This is a genomic window from Flavobacterium proteolyticum (assembly GCF_015223105.1).
GTDB classification, from domain to species: domain Bacteria; phylum Bacteroidota; class Bacteroidia; order Flavobacteriales; family Flavobacteriaceae; genus Flavobacterium; species Flavobacterium proteolyticum.
This window is the reverse complement of record NZ_JADFTZ010000004.1, coordinates 96,055-113,819: the sequence shown is the minus strand read 5'-3', so window position 1 is coordinate 113,819 and position 17,765 is coordinate 96,055. Positions and strand designations below refer to the sequence as shown.

General features: G+C 31.9%; 22 protein-coding genes. 16 read left to right on the top strand and 6 right to left on the bottom strand.

Annotated elements, in window-relative coordinates; genetic code table 11:
* The first annotated feature begins 33 nt into the window (after positions 1-33).
* From IM755_RS09610 to IM755_RS09590, 5 genes are read left to right on the top strand one after another with little or no spacing between them, the layout of a single operon-like run.
* Positions 34-1,278, top strand: a complete 1,245-nt coding sequence (locus IM755_RS09610; RefSeq protein WP_194096230.1) for an MFS transporter — start codon at positions 34-36, stop codon at positions 1,276-1,278.
* Positions 1,279-1,315: 37 nt separating this feature from the next.
* Positions 1,316-1,819, top strand: coding sequence for a DUF4199 domain-containing protein (locus tag IM755_RS09605; protein WP_194096228.1), 504 nt, complete (start codon positions 1,316-1,318; stop codon positions 1,817-1,819).
* Positions 1,820-2,428: a DUF2238 domain-containing protein gene (locus tag IM755_RS09600; protein ID WP_194096226.1), complete on the top strand. Its 609-nt coding sequence runs from the start codon at positions 1,820-1,822 to the stop codon at positions 2,426-2,428.
* Positions 2,429-2,452: 24 nt separating this feature from the next.
* Positions 2,453-3,019, top strand: coding sequence for a GNAT family N-acetyltransferase (locus tag IM755_RS09595; protein WP_194096224.1), 567 nt, complete (start codon positions 2,453-2,455; stop codon positions 3,017-3,019).
* Complete coding sequence (locus tag IM755_RS09590; protein WP_194096222.1) at positions 3,010-3,855, top strand: aldose 1-epimerase family protein; 846 nt, start codon at positions 3,010-3,012, stop codon at positions 3,853-3,855. Before IM755_RS09595 ends, IM755_RS09590 begins: the two co-directional genes overlap by 10 nt.
* Positions 3,856-3,884: 29 nt before the next feature.
* Here IM755_RS09590 and IM755_RS09585 read toward each other — a convergent pair whose 3' ends face one another.
* From IM755_RS09585 to IM755_RS09575, 3 genes are all read right to left on the bottom strand, one after another.
* Positions 3,885-4,409: a hypothetical protein gene (locus IM755_RS09585; protein ID WP_194096220.1), complete on the bottom strand. Its 525-nt coding sequence runs from the start codon at positions 4,407-4,409 to the stop codon at positions 3,885-3,887.
* 18 nt (positions 4,410-4,427) lie between these two features.
* Positions 4,428-4,709, bottom strand: coding sequence for a hypothetical protein (locus tag IM755_RS09580; RefSeq protein WP_194096218.1), 282 nt, complete (start codon positions 4,707-4,709; stop codon positions 4,428-4,430).
* A gap of 173 nt (positions 4,710-4,882) precedes the next feature.
* Positions 4,883-5,557 (bottom strand): OmpW/AlkL family protein, encoded by a 675-nt coding sequence (locus IM755_RS09575; RefSeq protein ID WP_194096216.1) that lies wholly within the window; start codon positions 5,555-5,557, stop codon positions 4,883-4,885.
* A 139-nt stretch (positions 5,558-5,696) separates the two neighbouring features.
* On the opposite strand from IM755_RS09575, the gene smpB reads away from it, so the two are divergent.
* Positions 5,697-6,149, top strand: coding sequence for an SsrA-binding protein SmpB (gene smpB, locus IM755_RS09570; protein WP_194096214.1), 453 nt, complete (start codon positions 5,697-5,699; stop codon positions 6,147-6,149).
* A gap of 9 nt (positions 6,150-6,158) precedes the next feature.
* Positions 6,159-6,521 carry a helix-turn-helix domain-containing protein gene (locus IM755_RS09565; protein ID WP_026726571.1) on the top strand — a complete coding sequence of 121 codons (363 nt, stop codon included), beginning with the start codon at positions 6,159-6,161 and terminating at the stop codon, positions 6,519-6,521.
* On the opposite strand, the gene IM755_RS09560 is transcribed toward IM755_RS09565, so the two are convergent.
* Entirely contained in the window at positions 6,522-7,163 is a 642-nt protein-coding gene (locus IM755_RS09560; RefSeq protein ID WP_026726572.1) for a protein-L-isoaspartate(D-aspartate) O-methyltransferase, read from the bottom strand.
* A gap of 143 nt (positions 7,164-7,306) precedes the next feature.
* Here IM755_RS09560 and IM755_RS09555 point away from each other — a divergent pair, with 143 nt between their 5' ends.
* The 9 genes from IM755_RS09555 (at position 7,307) to IM755_RS09515 (ending at position 15,417) form a co-directional block, all read left to right on the top strand.
* On the top strand, positions 7,307-8,278 hold the full coding sequence (locus IM755_RS09555) for a Gfo/Idh/MocA family protein (protein ID WP_194096204.1): 972 nt from the start codon (positions 7,307-7,309) through the stop codon (positions 8,276-8,278).
* Between the two features lie 24 nt (positions 8,279-8,302).
* A complete protein-coding gene (locus IM755_RS09550) occupies positions 8,303-9,193 on the top strand; it encodes a 3-hydroxyacyl-CoA dehydrogenase family protein (protein WP_194096202.1) in 891 nt (296 codons plus the stop codon).
* Positions 9,194-9,258: 65 nt separating this feature from the next.
* Positions 9,259-10,479, top strand: coding sequence for a DUF1015 domain-containing protein (locus tag IM755_RS09545; RefSeq protein WP_194096200.1), 1,221 nt, complete (start codon positions 9,259-9,261; stop codon positions 10,477-10,479).
* A gap of 104 nt (positions 10,480-10,583) precedes the next feature.
* A complete protein-coding gene (locus IM755_RS09540) occupies positions 10,584-11,075 on the top strand; it encodes a hypothetical protein (RefSeq protein WP_194096198.1) in 492 nt (163 codons plus the stop codon).
* Between the two features lie 69 nt (positions 11,076-11,144).
* Positions 11,145-11,627, top strand: a complete 483-nt coding sequence (locus tag IM755_RS09535; protein ID WP_194096196.1) for a hypothetical protein — start codon at positions 11,145-11,147, stop codon at positions 11,625-11,627.
* The gene (locus tag IM755_RS09530) at positions 11,618-12,268 is read left to right on the top strand and encodes a YggS family pyridoxal phosphate-dependent enzyme (protein ID WP_194096194.1); all 651 of its coding nucleotides are present in this window, start codon (positions 11,618-11,620) and stop codon (positions 12,266-12,268) included. Before IM755_RS09535 ends, IM755_RS09530 begins: the two co-directional genes overlap by 10 nt.
* A 54-nt stretch (positions 12,269-12,322) precedes the next feature.
* Positions 12,323-13,684: an exonuclease domain-containing protein gene (locus tag IM755_RS09525; protein WP_194096192.1), complete on the top strand. Its 1,362-nt coding sequence runs from the start codon at positions 12,323-12,325 to the stop codon at positions 13,682-13,684.
* On the top strand, positions 13,684-14,625 hold the full coding sequence (gene miaA / locus IM755_RS09520; RefSeq protein ID WP_194096189.1) for a tRNA (adenosine(37)-N6)-dimethylallyltransferase MiaA: 942 nt from the start codon (positions 13,684-13,686) through the stop codon (positions 14,623-14,625). Before IM755_RS09525 ends, miaA begins: the two co-directional genes overlap by 1 nt.
* 66 nt (positions 14,626-14,691) lie before the next feature.
* Positions 14,692-15,417 (top strand): acyl-[acyl-carrier-protein] thioesterase, encoded by a 726-nt coding sequence (locus tag IM755_RS09515; protein WP_194096187.1) that lies wholly within the window; start codon positions 14,692-14,694, stop codon positions 15,415-15,417.
* 33 nt (positions 15,418-15,450) lie between these two features.
* On the opposite strand, the gene IM755_RS09510 is transcribed toward IM755_RS09515, so the two are convergent.
* Positions 15,451-16,149 carry a response regulator transcription factor gene (locus IM755_RS09510; RefSeq protein WP_026726583.1) on the bottom strand — a complete coding sequence of 233 codons (699 nt, stop codon included), beginning with the start codon at positions 16,147-16,149 and terminating at the stop codon, positions 15,451-15,453.
* Positions 16,150-16,169: 20 nt separating this feature from the next.
* Positions 16,170-17,753, bottom strand: coding sequence for a sensor histidine kinase (locus IM755_RS09505; protein ID WP_194096185.1), 1,584 nt, complete (start codon positions 17,751-17,753; stop codon positions 16,170-16,172).
* Positions 17,754-17,765 lie beyond the last annotated feature (12 nt).

The window sequence follows — 17,765 nt, the reverse complement described above, 5'->3', positions numbered from 1 at the left end:
AATATTTTTCTATTTTTGAAACAAATGGAACCCATGAAAGAATTTACAACCCAAGAAAAACTAAAACACTTACTATCCTTTCCTGTAATTGTAGCGGCTTTAGGCTACTTTGTTGATATTTACGATTTATTACTTTTTGGGATTGTTCGTGTTCCCAGTTTAAAAGACTTGAATTTAGATGTAGACACCGCTGGAACAATGATTTTAAATTTTCAAATGGTTGGATTGTTATTAGGTGGAATTCTTTGGGGTATTTTGGGCGATAAAAAAGGTAGACTTTCCGTTTTGTTTGGTTCCATTTTAGTGTATTCTTTAGCGAATATTGCTTGCGGATTTTTGCCTCATTTCCCTGTCGAAGATAAAACGATGTTATACGCTTGGTTGCGATTTATTGCAGGAATTGGTTTAGCAGGAGAACTTGGAGCAGGAATTACTTTAGTATCAGAATCATTGCCTAAGCAATTGCGTGCCATAGGAACATCTATCGTTGCTGGTTTTGGTTTACTTGGAGCAGTTGTAGCCCAATTAACAGTAGAATTAGCAGGTGATTGGACGATTGCGTATTACATTGGTGGTGCTTTAGGATTAATGCTTTTAGTATTACGAATTAGTGTAGCCGAATCTGGAATTTATAACGACATTAAACATGATTCGAACATCAAAAAAGGAAATTTCTTTTCTTTTTTCACCAATTGGAATCGTTTCGTAAAATACATGAAATGCATTGCCATTGGATTACCTACTTGGTTTTGCATCGGAATTTTAGCGGTAATGGCCAATCAATTTGCACCTGTAATGGGAATTGATAGTATTCAACCTGGAAAAGCGATAATGTGGGCTTATGTTGGAATTTCTGTGGGAGATTTTGCCAGTGGTTTCATCTCGCATTGGTTACATTCTCGAAAAAAAGCGATTTTTTATATGATGTTGTTTACCATCGTTGGGGCATGCTTAATGCTTTTTGGTGGAACGAAATCAGAAAATATGTATTACTTCTATTGTGCTTGGTTAGGCTTAGGAACTGGTTATTGGGCTATGTTTGTAACCGTTGGAGCCGAACAATTTGGTACGAATATTAGAAGTACAGCTACTACCACTATACCAAATATGGTTCGCGGATTAGTTCCTGTAATGTTATTGGCATTTGACGGATTAAAAGTAAATAATGGAGTTATAACCGCTGCGGCAATTGTTGGTTTCTTTGCTTTTGCATTGGGCATCTACTCTACTCTAACTATTTCTGAAACACATAATAAAGATTTAGATTTCAACGAATAATTTCGTTAAATTTGAAGAACTAACTAAAACTAATCACATGAACAAAATTGTTTTAAAAAACGGATTTTTAGGAAGTAGTATTGTTACTGCACTATTGTTATCTGTTACTTTCTACATGAAAGCAAATCCAGAAAAAGAAGTAAGCATGTTTTTTGGTTTTGCCGGAATGCTTCTTGCTTTCATCTTTGTGGTATTAGGAATTAAACAACAAAAAGATGCTAACAACGGATTCATTTCTCTGGGAAAAGCTTTTCTAACTGGTTTTTGGATAACATTATTTATTTCAACCATTTATGTGATAGTTTGGCTAATTATCTTTTATAATTTCTTCCCAAATTTTGCAGAACATTATACGGACATGGCTATTGCAAAAGCAAGTCCAGACGAAGTAGCTAAAGTAACCGAAGATATGAATTCCTTCAAAGAAATGTACAAAAATCCTATTATGGTTATCCTATTAACTTATATGGAAATACTACCATTAGGAATTGTATTTTCATTTGTAAGCGCATTAATTTTAAAGAAAAAGCAAATTAACTAAATGAAAAAACTACAACTTTATACACTATTATTCTTTGTAGGTTTAGTAGTTTCTGGAATTTATCCAAAAGAATATTTTACTTGGTTTTTAGAAGTTTTACCTGCTGTAATTGGGTTAGCGATTTTAGCATTCACCTTTAAACGCTTTCAATTTAGCAATTTCACGTATTTCTTTATCTTAATTCATTGCTACATCTTATTTCTTGGCGGGCATTACACTTACGCTGAAGTACCACCATTTGAATGGATAAAAGAAACGTTTCATCAAACTCGAAACAACTACGATAAAGTTGGGCATTTTGCACAAGGTTTTGTTCCAGCTATGATTGTTAGAGAATTATTCATTCGTAAAAATGTAATTTCAAATAAGAGTTTCTTTAACTTCATCATTGTAGCAGTGTGTTTAGCAATAAGTGCCGCTTACGAATGGTTAGAATGGGGTGTTTCATTATCAACTGGTGAAGGTGGAGATGCTTTCTTAGGAACGCAAGGTTATGTTTGGGATACACAATCTGATATGTTATATGCAACCATTGGTGCTATTTGTATGTTGATTTTCTTCAGTAAAAAACACGATAAAGCAATTCAAGAGCAATTTCAAACTCAATAACAAGATTCAAATTATACAAAAATAATGTTACAACTTGACTTCTCTCCTTTTCCGATACTAGAATCGGAACGTTTACGTTTTAGACGACTAACCAATGAAGATGCTCCTGAAATTTTTGCTCTTCGTGGCAATCCTGAAACTATGAAATTCATACCAAGACCATTGGCAACAACTATTGAAGATGCTTTAAATCATATCAAAATAATAAATGATAAAATAGACGAAAACCAAGATATTAATTGGGCGGTAACCGAAAAAGGAAGCGACAAATGCATTGGATTGATGGGATTTTACAGAACGCAACCTGAACATTTCAGAACCGAATTAGGTTACATGATTGCTCCTGAACACAACGGAAAAGGTTATGTTACAGAAGCGGTTAAAACGCTATTAGATTATGCTTTCAACACCTTAAATTTTCATTCTATAGAAGCCGTTATTGACTCTAGACACACTGCTTCAGAACGTGTTTTACAAAAAAATGGTTTTGAAAAAGAAGCCCATTTTAAAGAGAACTTTTATTACAACAATGAATTTACTGATACCGTAATTTATGGCTTGTTAAAACGAAATTTCAACAAATGCTTATAACCATAACAAATACTAAAATTTCGGCATCAATTAATGCTCTTGGTGCCGAATTAATTCGATTAGAAAAAGATTCCAAAAATTACATTTGGACAGTTGATGAAACGTATTGGAACAAAACATCTCCAATATTATTTCCTATTGTAGGAAGATTAAAAAATGACACTTACAGCATTGAAAATAAAACCTATGAATTACCGCGACATGGTTTTGCTAGAAATTTAGAATTTCAAATTGTAAATCAAACCGAAAGTTCCGTTGTTTTTGTATTGGAAAGTAATTCCGAAACTTTGAAAAATTATCCGTTTGAGTTTGAATTACGATTGGAATATGAATTAGACGAAAACGAATTAAAAATGAAGTATTTCGTTGAGAACAAATCAGAAGCAACTATGCCTTTTTCTATCGGAGCGCATCCAGCATTTGCAATTGAAAATTCATTTTCTGATTATTCTTTGAAATTTAACCAAACCGAAGAATTTATATCGTATGAATTGGATAACGAGCAATTTAATGCAGCATCCAAAAAAATACAATCTGAAAAGGGGATTATTAATTTGAATTACACTCTTTTTGAAAAAGACGCTTTAGTTTTTAAGCATTTACAATCAAACGAATTAACAATTTTAAAAAAGAAGGAACCCGTTCTTTCTGTTCAGTTTGAAGGATTTCCCTATTTAGGCATTTGGACCAAACCTAACGCTCCTTTTTTGTGTATTGAACCTTGGTGTGGTTTAGCTGATAATAGAAATCATAACGGAAATATTTTTGAAAAAGAAGGCATTAACTTTTTACAAGCAAAAGAAACTTTTTCAAAAACAATCAAAATAAAAATATAAAAAAATCCCGATTTCTCGGGATTTTTAATTTAGTCGATATACGTTTTATTACCATTTTTATTGATGTAATATTTACCGCCTCTTGGTCCTGTAAATACTTTTTTTCCTTTGTATTCTCCAGTAACTTTATCTTTTACTTTTTTCTCAGCTGCTTTAGACATTGCAGTTTCTTTTAAGTCTTCTTTTTCTTCAGCTTCGGTTTTCTTTACTTTTGTTTTAGCATCAGCTTTTTTTGTTTCTACTTTTGCTTTTGTTTCTGCTTTTTTAGCATCAACTTTTGCTTTCGTTTCTTCTTGCTTTGCAGTGGCTTTTGCTTTTGCATCAGCAGAAGTTGATTTGCCTTTGGCAGAAGCCTCATCTGCTTTCGATTTAGAATCTTTTTTTACTGAGGTTGCTTTCTTTTCTGTCTCTTTCTTTTTCTTTTCAGCTTCTTTTTTACTTTTTTCAGCTTTTTCTGTTGTAGCCTTTTTAGCTTCTTTTGTTGTTTTAGTTTCTTGTGCTAAAGAACCTAATGTAAATAATAGGGATAAACCCAAAAGAGCGATTTTTTTCATAAGTAATCAGATTTTAAATTAAACAATTTTATGTATTCTTTTTACCGGAATTACAACTCCTTGTTTTAAAATAACACGTTCTTCTGTAACTCCCCAAATAGTAGTTTCTACCATTTTCTTTGACATATCATCTTCAAAATAAATTTTTATCTTAACATGCTCTAGGTTACCCAAAGAAAGTGCTCTATCTAAATCGTTTCTGCGTTCCGCGATATCTTCTTTATCTTCTAATACATCCTCTTTTGGAAAATTTAAAGATGTAATTATTTCTTTGTCGATTAATTCAAATACTGTATTCATAGTTTATTAATTAGGTTAGTTAAATAAAATTATAAAAAAAAACTAAATAAAATTACTTTTTTTCTCTTTTATTTCAAGGCTTAAGCATTATTTAAGCTAACTTTAAAATACATGTAAAAAAAAGAGACTACCCTAGAGTAATCTCTTTAAGATTAAAACTAACCGATAAGCTATTAGAACTTCATTCCAACACCAACACCAAACAACCAAGGATCAATGTCAACAGTAGCAGGAATACTCAATCCAGGAGCTAAATTTGAAGCGTCAACCGTTACGTCAGTGCTTAAAAATAAACGTTTAGCGTCTACGTTTATGAAAAATGTATCATCTAACATTAAGTCAAAACCTACTTGAGCTGCATATCCTAATGCATTATCATATTTTACATCAGCAACATCTCCTGACTTAACATTGTAAAACAAAGTATAATTTACACCAGCTCCAATATAAGGTTTGAAAACTTTTTGATCTGATGTATAAAAATGATATTGAGCCGTTAATGTTGGAGGCAATAACCAAACACTTCCTAAATCTACATCACCAGCAGCAGTATTAACAGCTTTTACATCATGTTTTGCAGTTCCTAAAATTAATTCCGTCGCAAAATGTTCTGTAAAGAAATAAGTGAAGTCTAATTCAGGAATTAAAGCATTCGAGATTGCAACATCACCCCCAATAATACCAATTTTAGCACTTTCATCTGGAGCAACTCCAACTGCTCTTAATCGAACTTGCCATCTTTTAAATTCATTTGATTTTGATTCATTTTTTGTTTCACTATCTTGTGCATTAACAAAATTTACTGTCATTAAAGACATTGCCATTAAAGCAAAAACTATTTTTCTCATTTTTAATTAGTTTAAAATTATGAGTCAAAGATATTCAGATGTAAAACCCTAAAAACTGATATAAATCATAGATTAAAAATTATTTATCTGTAATTATCATTTTAAAATGCTACAATTTTAATTTACATTTGTAGTCCTTATGCAAAAGACCGTTAACATACTTAATAAAAGAGCTAAATTCGATTACGAAATTTTAGACAAATACACCGCTGGAATCGTTTTAACTGGAACCGAAATCAAATCAATTCGTCTCGGAAAAGCTTCTATTGCTGAAAGTTTTTGCGAATTTCATGATGGCGAATTATTCGTAATTAATTCACACATTGAGGAATATTTATATGGTACGCATTACAATCACAAAGCAAAAAGTGAGCGTAAATTATTATTGAATAAACGCGAACTAAAAAAACTCGATAAAGATTCTGATAATAAAGGACTAACCATTGTTCCGCTTCGTTTGTTTACCAATGAAAAAGGATTAGCAAAGCTAGATATTGCGCTATGTCGTGGTAAAAAGAATTACGACAAACGTGAATCGTTAAAAGAACAAGATACCAAACGCGATATCGACCGAATTAAGAAAAGTTTCTAATCATTTTTTATGAAAGAAATTTTAAAACAAGGCCGAATAGATAAAGAACTTTCAACCCGAAAGTTAGCCGAAATTGCGAAAATCGACCAAGCTTTAATCAGTAAGTTTGAAAACGGATTTCGTATTCCAACAAAGAAACAAATTCAAACGCTTGCTCAAATTCTAGAAATTGATTTAAAACCATTGTTAGTTGCTTGGTATAAAGTAAAACTCGACCATAATTTCGATTTAAATCCATTTGCGATTCAAGCTATTACGGAAATTCTTCAAGAAAAAGGAATCGAAGTTGGAAATTCTTCAAAAGAAAAAGAAATCACTTCCATATTAGACGAATTGGAAGTTTTGAAACAAAAATTAACGAATCTTCGCTAATTAGTTTTTGTTTTCCAAAAGAGGCACAAATCTAAAATCACCAAATTCGTGTTTTTCAAATTGGGTTTCGTTTTTACGAATCAATAACGTCATGATTTGTTCTTTTTCGCCTACTGGAATCACTAACCTTCCTCCTATTTTTAATTGCGCCATTAAAGGTTGTGGAATAAATGGTGCTCCAGCAGTTACAATAATTCCGTCAAAAGGTGCATAATCGGGTAAACCTTTGTAACCATCTCCAAACGATAAATATTTTGGGCGAATATTTAATTTAGGTAATAAATTCGAAGTGATTTTAAACAATTTATTTTGTCTTTCTACCGAATATACTTTGGCTCCCATCATACACAAAACTGCGGTTTGGTAACCACTTCCGGTACCAATTTCTAAAATTTTATGGTCTTTTTCTACTTCTAATAACTGAGATTGAAATGCCACAGTATAAGGTTGAGAAATAGTTTGACCCGCTTCAATTGGAAACGCTTTATCTTGATAAGCAAAATTTTCAAAACTAGAATCTAAAAACAAATGACGCGGAATTTTTCCAATAGCCGCTAACACGTTTTTATCGGTAATTCCTTTTTCTTCCAATTGCTTTACCAACTGATTTCTAAGTCCTTGATGTTTATTAGTATCTTTCAATTTGGGATGATTTTGATTGGGTAAAAATAGCTTTAAAATCTCAAAAAACAAATCAGAAAATAAACTAACTTTTTTAAGAAGTTTCGGAATTTAATCTTTTGCACTTTCAACTAAAATCGTACTTTTGATAAAATTAATTTTTTATGCTAAAAGTGGGAGTTTTAGGTGCAGGTCACCTTGGAAAAATACATTTGCGATTATTAAATCAATCTGAAAAATATGAATTAGTTGGCTTTTACGATGCTTTTGAAGAAAACGCCAACAAAGTTGCAGCCGAATTTGGTTATAAAAAATTCGATTCTATTGCCGAATTAATCGCTGCAGTTGATGTAGTAGATATTGTAACACCAACGATGCAACATTTTGAATGTGCCAAACAAGTTATCGAAGCTGGAAAGCACATTTTCATCGAGAAACCAATTTCAAATACTGTTGCCGAAGCCGAAGAAATCATCACTTTAGCAAAAAAACACAACGTAAAAGGTCAAGTTGGGCATGTAGAGCGTTTCAATCCTGCGTTTACTGCTGTGAAAGATAAAATCAACAATCCGATGTTTATTGAAACGCATCGTTTGGCGGAATTCAATCCTCGTGGTACGGATGTTCCTGTGGTTTTAGATTTAATGATTCACGATATTGATGCGATTTTGAGCGTAGTAAAATCGAAAGTAAAATCAGTAAATGCTAGTGGTGTTGCTGTAATTTCAGATTCACCCGACATTTCAAATGCCCGTATCGAATTCGAAAACGGTTGTGTAGCCAACATTACTTCGAGCCGAATCTCGATGAAAAACATGAGAAAATCGCGTTTCTTCCAAAAAGACGCTTACATTTCAGTAGATTATTTAGATAAAGTGTGCGAAGTAGTTCGTATGAAAGACGCACCCGAAGTTCCAGGCGATTTCGACATGATTTTACAAAATGCTGAAGGCATTAAAAAACAAATCTATTTTGATAATCCACAAGTGGATGCCAACAACGCCATTTTGGACGAATTAGAAACTTTCGCGGATGCTATCAATAACAACACCACTCCAATCGTAACTTTAGAAGATGGTACAGAAGCACTTCGTGTGGCGTATCAGATTATTGAGTGTATGAATGCAAGAAAATAAAAACCAAACAAACCTAAAATAAAAATGAACACAATCGCAGTAATCGGAGCAGGAACAATGGGTAACGGAATTGCTCATACTTTCGCGCAAAGCGGATTTACCGTAAAATTAATCGATATTTCAGAAAAATCATTAGAAAAAGGAATGGCAACTATAGCAGCTAACCTTGACAGAATGGTAGCAAAAGGAAGTATCACCGAAGAAGACAAACACAAAACTATCGGAAATATCATCACGTATACTGACGTTAAAGATGGCGTTGTAGGTTGTGATTTAGTAGTGGAAGCGGCGACAGAAAACGTACAATTGAAATTCAACATCTTCAAACAATTAAGCGAAGTTTGCGATCATAACGTAATTTTAGCAACCAACACTTCTTCAATTTCTATCACTCAAATTGCAGCTAATGTTGTACATCCAGAAAGAGTAATTGGAATGCACTTTATGAATCCGGTGCCAATTATGAAATTGGTGGAAATCATTCGTGGTTACAACACTTCAGATGAAGTTACGAAAATCATCATGGATTTATCGGTGAAATTAGGAAAAACACCAACAGAAGTTAACGATTATCCAGGTTTCGTAGCCAACAGAATTTTAATGCCAATGATTAACGAAGCCATCGAAACGTTATACAACGGTGTTGGTGGTGTTTACGAAATTGATACGGTTATGAAATTAGGAATGGCACACCCAATGGGACCATTACAATTAGCAGACTTCATCGGATTAGACGTTTGTTTGTCTATCCTAAACGTAATGTACGACGGATTCAAAAATCCAAAATACGCTCCATGTCCGTTATTAGTAAACATGGTAATGGCTGGAAAATTAGGAGTTAAATCAGGAGAAGGATTCTACGATTACTCTGAAAGCAAAAAAGCAGAGAAAGTTTCGAAACAATTTTCTAAATAAAGTGAAAAGTGATTAGTAATTAGTGAATAGCTAGTTACTAATCACTAATTACTAATCACTCAAAAATGGCCAAAATAAAACCTTTCAAAGCAGTACGACCAGCGCCAGACAAAGTGGCTTTGGTAACCTGTAGAACATATGACGATTATAGTTCGGCTGAGCTTGCTGCTTGGTTGGATTTCAATCCGTATTCGTTTTTACATGTGATTCATCCTGCTTATGCCAATGCGCAAAAAGTGTCATTGGAAAAACGTTTTAAAGCCGTTGCTAATAAATATCAAGATTTCAAGCACGACCAAATTCTAATTGAAGAAGAACATCCTGTTTTTTATCTGTACGAAATTCAGTCAAAAGGACAAACTTTTACTGGAATTATTGCTGGAACTTCGGTGAAAGATTACCAAAATAACGTAATCAAAAAACATGAAGATACGCTGCAATATCGAGTAGAATTGTTCAAAGATTATTTGCATCAAACGAATTTTAATACGGAACCAGTTTTGATTACCTATCCTGATAGTGTGGAAATCAACACCTTTATTGCGTTACGAAAAAAGAGCAAACCAGTTTACGAATATTCGACAACCAATAAAGAAAAGCATACATTGTGGAAAATTGATACCCAAAGTGAAGTCGATTGGTTGCAAGAACATTTCGAAAACATCCCGAATTTATACATAGCAGACGGACATCATCGTTCGGCTTCGGCGGAATTGTTGTACGAACAAGACAAGCATTTAGGAAACGAAAATCTGAATTATTTCATGAGTTTCTTAATCGCCGAAAGCAACGTAAAAATTTACGAATTCAACCGATTAATTCACGATTTGAATGGTTTAAACAAAGAAGAATTCATCAAAAGACTATCCGAAAACTTCATCATTAAAGCAAAAGACCAAGAAATTTGGAAACCGCAAAACAAGTTTGAATTTGGAATGTACTTAGACGGTAGTTTTTACGCTTTGTTTTACAAAAAAGAAAATCACCAACAAGCTTCTATTTTGGATAATTTAGATGCTCAAATTTTATACGACAAAGTCCTTTTCCCTTTATTAGGAATCGAAGATTTAAGAAATGACGAACGCATTGATTACATTCCAGGAAAGCAATCAATTTCTGTTATTAAAGATTTAATCGACGAAGGCGAATTTGAAGTAGGCTTCATGCTCTACCCTTCCGATATCAATGAAATAAAAGCCTTAGCCGATAACAATTTAATCATGCCTCCAAAATCAACGTATATCGAACCTAAGTTTAGAAGTGGTTTGGTGGTGTATGAGTTGTAGTTTTTTAGAGAAAAGAAGCAAGAAAAAAGAAAAAAGACACAACTTTGTCATTTCGACGAAGGAGACTCGAGCGATAGCGAACAGATGAAATAAATCACATAAAAATGAAAAAAATAATATTCTTTTTATTGTTTGTTAACTTTTGTTTTTCGCAAAATGAAAAATTATCAATTACAAAGATTGATAGCATAACATCAAAACTGAACTCTATTCAAATCCAAGCTGAAGGGAGTGCAAAAAGGAAAAATGGATTAGTTGATTTTATTTTTGTAACAACCTATTTTAATCCTAAAGATTCAATATCAAAAAAAATTATTAAAGGTGAATTCTTTGAAGAAGAGAAACAGACAAATGATTATACTATTGGTTACAAATATTCATATTACTATTATGATGACAAACCTTTCTATTTAAAATTGATTATTTATAAAGTACTACCAAATTCAACAGAAAGAGACACTATAACTATTGAGCTAAATAAAGAAGAGCTAAAAAGCAACAGAGAAATAGAAAATAAATTCAAATTAAAATTAAGAAAAAGAATTAAGACAATAAATAAAGCACTTTTACATTATCATTATCCAAATGAAAATTAAAGAAAACCTCAATACCATAAATTTCAAAGTTTGTCATTTTGACGAAGAAGGAAGCATGAAAAGTTAAAAATGAAAAAGATTATAGCTTTTATAGTACTTTCTATAGTTGGTTTTATAATAGTTTTATGCTACTATAAACCAATAGTTATAAAATATCTATCAGGAAATGCAATCATTTTAGAGAAAGTAAAAAATTATAACGTAAAAATTGAAGGAAAAGAATATGAAGATGTATTGTATGAAAATGAAAACACACTTCTCCTTTTTCTCACAAATCGATTGATTTCAAATGATTTTTCAGTTATATCAATCGATAAGAAAAATAATATAGTTGGATACAATTGTTCGTCAAATAATTGTTATGATACCTTTTTGGGAAATTTATTCCAAAGTGATATGGGAAAAATGTTTGTGTTATTTAGTGATATGTACAAAGGTCCAAATTTTGACACAAAATTAAAAATAGACAGAGATAGTATAGAATTTTATATTCCGAATAAAGAAAATGGAAAAATTCATATTCAATTAAATTTACAAGATTCATGTATATAGCTAAAAACCTCAATACCATAAAATCCCAACTTCCAGCACACGTTACATTGGTTGCAGTTTCAAAAACCAAACCTGTGGCGGATTTAATGGAAGCGTATGATGCTGGCCAACGTATTTTTGGAGAAAACAAAATCCAAGAAATGACCGATAAATGGGAAGTCATGCCAAAAGACATTGAATGGCACATGATTGGTCACGTGCAAACGAATAAAGTCAAATACATGGCGCCTTATGTGAGTTTGATTCACGGAGTTGATAGTTTGAAATTACTGCAAGAAATCAACAAACAAGCCGCTAAAAATAATCGCGTAATTGATTGTTTGTTACAAGTGTATATTGCCGAAGAAGAAAGTAAATTTGGTTTAGATAAACAAGAATTAGATGAGATTTTATCATCTACAGAAATCAAACAATTAAAAAACATCAGAATCGTCGGTTTAATGGGAATGGCAACATTTACCGAAAATAAAAACCAAATCGAAAAAGAATTCAAGCATCTAAAAACGATTTTTGACAAATTCACAATTCACAATTCACAATTCACAATTCTTTCCATGGGCATGTCGGGCGATTATCAACTAGCAATTTCATGCGGAAGTACAATGGTTCGAATTGGAAGTAGTATCTTTGGATCCAGATAAGAGAAAATTGAATAAAAAAAACTAATCACTATTCACTAATTACTAATCACTTTTTTGTACGCAATAATCGACATAGAAACCACAGGAGGCCAATTCAACGAAGAAGGAATTACCGAAATCGCCATTTATAAATTTGATGGTCATGAAGTAATCGATCAATTCATTAGCCTTGTAAATCCCGAAAAACCGATACAACCTTTTGTTGTGAAGTTAACTGGGATTAATAACGCTATGCTTAGAAGTGCTCCAAAATTCTATGAAGTAGCCAAAAGAATTATTGAAATTACAGAAGGCTGTGTGATTGTAGCGCACAATGCTTCTTTCGATTATCGCATTTTAAAAACCGAGTTTAGACGTTTAGGTTACGATTTCAAAAAACAAACACTTTGTACTGTGGAATTGGCTAAAAAGTTAATTCCAGGTCAAGAATCGTATAGTTTAGGGAAATTGGTGCGTTCGCTTGGAATCCCAATGGCAGATAGACATCGTGCAAGTGGTGATGCTTTAGCTACAGTGAAATTATTCAAAATGTTGTTGGTAAAAGACATCGAGAAAGAAATCGTAAAAAGTTTCATTAAAACCGAAATCAAATCGGGGATATCTCCAAAACTATTGGATATCGTAGAAAATTTACCTTCAAAAACTGGTATTTACTACATTCACAATGAAAAAGGCGATTTGATTTACATCGGGAAAAGCAAAAATATCAAAAAACGCGTTAATCAACATTTTACAGGAACTTCAAGCAAAAGTAAAAAAATACAACGCGATGTTTATACTGTAACTTTTGAAGAAACGGGAAGTGAATTGATAGCACTTTTAAAAGAAAGCGAAGAAATCAAAATCAATAAGCCAATTTATAATAGAGCGCAACGAAAAAGCATTTTTCAATATGCTTTGTATCAACACAAAAACGAACAAGGCTACATCGCTTTAACCATTGAAAAAGCGGATGGTAGAAAAAAAGAAATAACCTCTTTTACTTCGTTACAAGAAGGAAAAAATGCGTTGTTCAAGATTACAGAAAAACACAATTTGTGTCAGAAAATCAATGGTTTATATGATACTCAAAACGGATGTTTTCAATACAAAATTAAAGAATGTAATGGCGCTTGTATTGGTGAAGAAAATCCAGAAAGTTACAACGAACGCGTTTTAGAATTCATCGAAGAAAACTCATTTGAAAATAACAACATGGTAATTCTTGACCGAGGCAGAACTTACGATGAAAGAACCGCAGTTTTAATTGAAAATGGTATTTATAAAGGCTACTGTTTTTACGATTTGAATTATCAGGTAAACAACATTGAAATTTTGAAAAACATCATCATTCCAATGCAACACAATCGCGATACGAAAACAATTATACAATCTTACATTAGAAAACATAAAGTATATAAAATAATTCGTTTTTAATGAACTATCTTATTACCATTATCGGCCCAACAGCCATTGGAAAAACAGCATTAAGTATTGCTTTAGCTCAACATTTTGGTTGCGATATTATTTCGTGCGATAGTCGTCAGTTTTTTAAAGAAATGAAAATTGGTACGGCTGTTCCAAGTGATGAAGAATTAGCTTCAGCTAATCATCATTTCATCCAAAACAAATCGATTTTTGAAAGTTATTCGGTAGGTGATTTTGAGCAAGAAGCTTTAGCTAAATTAGACGAATTATTTCAGAAAAACAACATTCAAATAATGGTGGGCGGTTCTGGATTATATGTCGATGCTCTTTTAAAAGGTTTTGATGATTTTCCAGATATTGATGATTCAGTTCGAACTGAAATTAATGCTAAATATGATGCATTAGGAATTACCTATTTACAAGAGCAACTCCAAAAACTAGATTCGGAATATTACCAAAAGTTACAAACTGAAAATCCGCAAACCTTACAAAATCCGCAACGAATGAAACGTTTTGTTGAAGTTTGCATTGGAAGTGGAAAACCCTATTCGAGTTTTATTGGAAAACGAAAAAATTTGAGAAACTTCACTCCTATCATCATTGGTTTAGAAGCCGAACGAGAAATCATGTACGATAGAATCAACCAACGTGTTGCTATTATGATGAATGAAGGACTTTTAGAAGAAGCGCAATCTTTATATCCAAACAAACATTTGAATGCCTTACAAACGGTTGGTTACAGAGAATTATTCGATTATTTTGATGGAAAAACAACATTAGATTTCGCCATCGAACAAATCAAAATGAATACCAGACGTTTTGCAAAAAGACAAATCACTTGGTTTAAACGAACCGAAAACGTGAGTTGGTTTGATTATTTAACCGATAGAAACGAGATTATAAATTCTGTAAACAATACAATTAATAATAAAGAAACACAGATTGAATAAATTTAAAAAATTATTATAATTTCTATAATTTTAATAATCTGTGTTACAAAAAATAAAAAAATTATAATGCCAATTTCACCCAATTTTACTTCTATTTTAGAACAAGAATACGAAATCAACTTTTTGCAATGTTATCCAAATGGTTTGTTGAAATATACTGAGTTATGTAATATTTTTCAAATCACAGCCGGAATTCATGCTGATTTAGGTGGAATAAGTTTTAGCGATATGCAAGAACATCATCAAGCTTGGGTAATGAGTAAAATGCGTTTGGAAATTATTAGTTTACCCAAATGGAAAGAAAAAGTAACGGTAAAAACGTGGATTAAATCGTTAGAAAATTCGCGTTCGACACGTTGTTTGGAATTGTATCGTGGTGATGAAAAATTAGCTGGGTGCGAAACGTATTGGGCAGTTTTAAATACGCAAATTAGAAGACCTGAAAATTTAGCTTTGCCACACGAACATTTTATAAAATATCCAGAACATAGTGCAACTGAGAAATCGGTAAAGCGTATTAACTTAGATATTCCGTTTGAAAAAGTATTGGATTATAAAGTACAATTATCCGATTTGGATATTGTAAATCACGCTAACAATGTAAAATACTTGGAATGGTGTTTGAATACTATGGATAGAAAATTCGTTTTAAAACAACACATAAAGGGTTTTGAAATGAATTTCTTAAAAGAATTAAATTGGAATGATGAAGCGGTGATTTCGAAAAATGAAAACACTTATATTATTACCAAAGACGATAAGATTTGTTATGCTTTAGAAATTATTGAATAAAAAAAGTCCTGAATTACTTCAGGACTTTTTTTATTATTTTTTGATCACTAATCTAAAACCTTCACCGTGAATGTTTAAGATTTCTACGTTTTCATCTTGCTTTAAGAATTTTCTCAATTTAGCGATATAAACGTCCATACTTCTTGATGTGAAGTAGTTATCGTCTCTCCAAATTTTGGTTAATGCTAACTCTCTTGGCATTAAATCGTTCTCGTGAAGTGCTAACATTTTTAAAAGCTCGCACTCTTTTGGAGATAATTTAATTGGCTCTTGACCAGGATATGTTAAGAAACGTAATTTTGAGTTTAAGTGGAATTTACCAATTTCGAACTCAAATTTAGTAGTATCTGGTTTTACTTCGGTTGCTTTTCTTTGAATAATCGCTTTGATTTTCATTAAAAGTACTTCAGAATCGAAAGGCTTATTCAAATAATCATCCGCTCCTACTTTATATCCTTTTAAAACGTCTTCTTTCAAAGTTTTAGCCGTTAAAAAGATAATAGGCACTTCTTGATTTTTCTCGCGAATTTCTCTAGCCAAAGTATATCCGTCTTTGTATGGCATCATTACGTCTAAAATACATAAATCGAAAGTGTCTTTTTTGAATTTCTCAAAACCTTCCATTCCGTTTTTAGCCAACGTAACTTCAAAATCATTTATCATTAAATAATCTTTCAAAACCGCACCAAAGTTTGGATCGTCTTCAACTAATAATATTTTCTTTGCTTCCATAGTAATTGTATGTATATTTTTTAATTTATTAATGGCATTTTAATAATAAAGGTACTTCCTTTACCTTTTTCACTCTCAACAAATATTTGACCATTATGATCTTCTACTATTTGTTTTACGTAGGCTAATCCTAACCCATGACCTTTTACATTATGTAAATCTCCCGTATGCTCACGGTAGAATTTTTCAAAAACTCTTTTTTGTGCTACTTTAGTCATTCCGGCACCTTGATCTTGTATTTTTATCAGGATAAAGTCTTTTATATTTTCTGTAAAAACATCAATTACAGGCGCGTTTGGCGAATATTTTATAGCATTATCTAACACGTTTACTAATACATTCGTAAAATGTACCTCGTTTAATAGAATCGTACTTCGTTGTGCATTAAAATGCGAATGAACAACTCCTTCTCTATCTTCTACTATTAAACTAACATGTTCGATGGCATCTTCAATTATTTCGGTTACATCTCTTGGCTCTTTTGAGATATCAAGTTCGTTTTTCTCTAATTTAGAAATACGCAATACATTTTCAACCTGAGCGTGCATACGTTTATTTTCTTCTTTTATCATTTGAAGATAACGTTGTACTTTTTCTCTATCTTCAATGATTTTTGGGTTCTTAATGGCATCTAAAGCTAAATTAATGGTCGCAATAGGTGTTTTGAACTCATGTGTCATATTGTTAATGAAATCGGTTTTGATTTCTGAAATTTGTTTCTGCTTGATTAATTGATTCAACGCACTAGAATACGTTAATACGATAACCAATGTGAACAATAATGACAAACTCGAAATTCCAATTAAAGAAGAGAATACAAATTTATTTTTTTGAGGAAAACTGACTAATAATTGATATTTAGACATCCCTTCATTGTCCTGAAAAACAGGAATTCCATAAGTCGTTTTCACATCATATTTGAAGTCTTCAGAACGCACTTTTGTTGCTAAACCATTACTGTAAATACCAAACTCAAAAGGAGTTTTAACACCATATTTATGAAGTTCATCTTTTAAATATTTACCTAATTGCTCTGTTGAAACTCTTTCTTGCAAAGGTTTTAAAGAAACAACATCTTTAAAAGCAACTTCAAAATTGGCTTTATCCAAGCTAGAAACACTTCCAGATTTTTTTATCGTTACATCTGGAAAGGAACGCATTTGTAAACTTCCATCATTAATAGTATTTCCATTAAAAATTTCTGTTTTTCTTTTAGAAACCACGTTTCCAAAATTAACTGAATTTGCATTTTTATCAAAGAACGAACCATTAATACCGTAGTTTTCGGCTACTAGAGTATTGGTGTAAATTATTGTTTCATTTGTTTTTTTATCACGCTCATAGAAATAAATTTCTTTCAATTCCTCTTCCTTTGGAATTTTCCCTGTACTATCAATAATTTTATTATAGTAATTGTAAAAAGAAACTAACTCTTTTTCTTTAATTGTGTTTGAAACATTTCCTAAAACTTGCTGAACGTGATATTTGAATTCCTCTTCATTTTTATCCAAAGAAGTGGAAATCCAATACAATTGAACTAAGATGATTCCAATTAATGACAAACTCATTAAAAAGACCAATAATCTAAATCTTGACTTATTCATCGAAACAAATTT